4 protein-coding genes are annotated in these 2,554 nt (G+C 58.2%); all 4 read right to left on the bottom strand.

What is annotated here, in order from left to right; genetic code table 11:
• On the bottom strand, positions 1-1,094 hold a 1,094-nt coding region (locus VMU57_RS02510), incomplete at its 3' end, for a helicase HerA domain-containing protein (RefSeq protein WP_325380456.1).
• Positions 1,091-1,327: a hypothetical protein gene (locus VMU57_RS02515; RefSeq protein WP_325380458.1), complete on the bottom strand. Its 237-nt coding sequence runs from the start codon at positions 1,325-1,327 to the stop codon at positions 1,091-1,093. The genes VMU57_RS02515 and VMU57_RS02510, both read right to left, overlap by 4 nt.
• A 2-nt stretch (positions 1,328-1,329) precedes the next feature.
• Positions 1,330-2,175 carry a TrbG/VirB9 family P-type conjugative transfer protein gene (locus VMU57_RS02520; protein WP_325380460.1) on the bottom strand — a complete coding sequence of 282 codons (846 nt, stop codon included), beginning with the start codon at positions 2,173-2,175 and terminating at the stop codon, positions 1,330-1,332.
• A gap of 81 nt (positions 2,176-2,256) precedes the next feature.
• Positions 2,257-2,554 (bottom strand): hypothetical protein (locus VMU57_RS02525; RefSeq protein WP_325380462.1); only part of this gene is annotated, 298 nt, incomplete at its 5' end.

The raw sequence follows: 2,554 nt of genomic DNA on the forward strand, positions 1-2,554 counted from the left end.
GCTTCGACAGCGCGCTGATTGCGGTTTGCATTGAGGGAGACGAACAGGATGAGATCCCGTTCGAGAACGTCGTCGAGCGTTAGCAAGTCCTGGTAGGAGCCAGTCACGATCGACAACTCGTCCTCAAGGAAGCTCAACAGCTCGTTCAAAAGCCCCTGAATCTTCTCTACTCGCTCGCGGTCCGAGAGTGACCGTTGCAGCATTTTCACAGACATCTCGAAGTTCAAACGCTTTTGCATGGAGATGCCCGGCGAGGAGGCAAGCCGAGCCTTCGCAACCCCGATCTGCTCCTCCAGCACCTTTTCATCGAGCGCCATTACCAGCACGTCGTACACGTTGAAGAGCTTGCCGGTGTACTGAAGGATGCGAACGAGATCCGAGAGATAGGCTTCCTGGTGGCCCTTGAAGAAATCTTCGCGCAGCCCGAAGGAGCGAAAGATGAAGTTCACATGCTCCTGATAGGCGTCATCGAGCGCGTAGAAGGGGTTGTATCGCGCCGACTCTGAAGGGTGCGTCGGATCGATCACACGTAAATCTTGCAGGCGGCCGGCGGCTTCGATGTGCGGCAGCAAGCGGTCAAGGAATTCGCGTTCCCCCTTGCCATCGAAAATAATCATGGGCATCTTGCGCGTGCCAAAGCGCCGCGTCAGATCCTGGGCGATGATGTTCTCAAGGAATGTAGATTTGCCCGCGCCGGTGCCGCCCACAATGACGCCGTGCTTCATCCGCGCCGTATCCGGCCAAACCCAAGGCTCCTTGTGGACGTTGTATCCGAGCAGCGTAGCCCCGGCCAGTCTGGCATCGCGGACCATCCTGGCGTCTTTGGATGCCGGAATCACGATGGCGGGGTGAGGCCAGGTCTCCTCTCTCTTCTTCCTGCGGCCAATCATTTGTGCTGCGATGAGGCCGCCGCCGAAGAACAGGATGGCGCCGTACAGGAAAATTTCGAGGCACTGAGCATTGCGCAGATGGAGGCGCGACACAGCGACGTACCAGCAGAATCCAACGGCGGCACAGGCGAATAGCACAAGGACGCCGGCGACATCCTCCGGCCCTCTCTGACGCCAACCGGGCTGATCGTCGTACGGGCTCATCCGCGTCCTCCGACGGAGAAGTAGATAAAGAGACCGACAAGAACGGACAGGATAACAACCGTGAGAACGAACAGCGGGCTGGGTTTCCAGCGCCCCTTCTCATCGACGGGTTTGAGTTCATCGGAAAGGGATTCAAGAAGGGCATTTTGCAGACTGGACTCGGCATCGCTGCGATATATCTGTCTGAGTGCCTGGCGCACTTCCTCCGCCGAGATGTAGCCCAGCGCGTCCATGACTAGAGGACCACCTCGACCTTCAGAGGCCCGTTCTGGTCGGCGCCGAAGTTCAATTGATAGACCTGCGGCGGATTGCCCGTCGAATTTCCAATGCTGATGACGCCGGTTGTCTTCTCCCCCGGCGCAAGATCGTGGGTGCCGGTTTCGGCCTGCGTTACTGGAATGCCAGAGACATGTCGCGCTTTGAAGGCTGCGAAGGTCTGGGAAGTGATCTGGTGATTCCTGAGACTCACGAGCGAGATTGGCTGCTCGGTCGGAAGCGGGACGCAAACATCGGGTGTCGTCACCCGAAACGGAGCTTTGGTCTGATTGGTGACCGAGTACCGAATATAGAGCTGGTCCTTCGCTCGGTAGACCTGTTCGAGTTCAACCTGCACGCGGTCAGATGACGGTTTTGTCGCATCGTGTGCTATTTCCTCAACTCCCATCAGCGCCTGTGCCAGCACTAGCGATGCGATCTTTCGGATCTCGGCATCTGACGGTTCGGCTGCGGCACGCGCGCTCGCGTGTGGATTGGGCGCAGGCTCGGTGCGGACCAGTACATCCATTGCCGCAAGCTGGCCAGCAGGGTCGAGTTCATAGCTCAGCTCACGCGATGCAGTCCATACGAAGAGATTGGTCGATACCCCTTCTCGGAGGGGCTTCACAAAGACCTTGTCGTCATGCCGCTCGACCTGGAAGCTGTCGGGATCGGCTATGGCGAGCGTGGTCACGGACTCGCCGAATTCGAGAACGGTGAGATGGTTCAGCGAAGTTTCAATATGGCGGATCTGGATTTGGCTGGTGGTCTGCGCCCCCGCAGCGGCTACCGCAAGAGCAAGAGAAATCGTCGTGAGCGTTTTCATAGCGGCCTCCTGAGGCGCAACGATCGTCCAAAAAACGGAAAGGAGAAGCCGAGCCAGAGGCTCAGACTTCTCCTTTGCCGGCTAAGAGTGCCCCAGGGGAATGGGAGCACTCGTGTTTTCGAAGAGCAGATTGCGCTTCCCCTTGTACTGAAAGAGGAAGACTCTCTTTTCACATTCCGGGCCCTCGGGATTGGCGATTCGTTCGACGAGGAATGCTCGCCGTTCGTCGTCAAACCAGGCATAGCCATTGACGGTCTTCGGCATTCGAACCCGAACCCGTTGGCCGCCAGTCACCTCCGCAAAGGCATCGACCACCTCCTGCGGAAACGACTGGAAGAGGACCGCGCCGGAACCTGTGCCGCCAGTAACGACAGCATTC

It is taken from the genome of Edaphobacter sp. (genome assembly GCF_035532915.1).
In the GTDB taxonomy this organism is placed as follows: Bacteria; Acidobacteriota; Terriglobia; order Terriglobales; family Acidobacteriaceae; genus Edaphobacter.

Bases quoted from the DNA above. Each gene is read 5' to 3' on its own strand.
- VMU57_RS02515 (WP_325380458.1), bottom strand. From the start codon at position 1,327: ATGGACGCGCTGGGCTACATCTCGGCGGAGGAAGTGCGCCAGGCACTC.
- VMU57_RS02520 (WP_325380460.1), bottom strand. From the start codon at position 2,175: ATGAAAACGCTCACGACGATTTCTCTTGCTCTTGCGGTAGCCGCTGCG.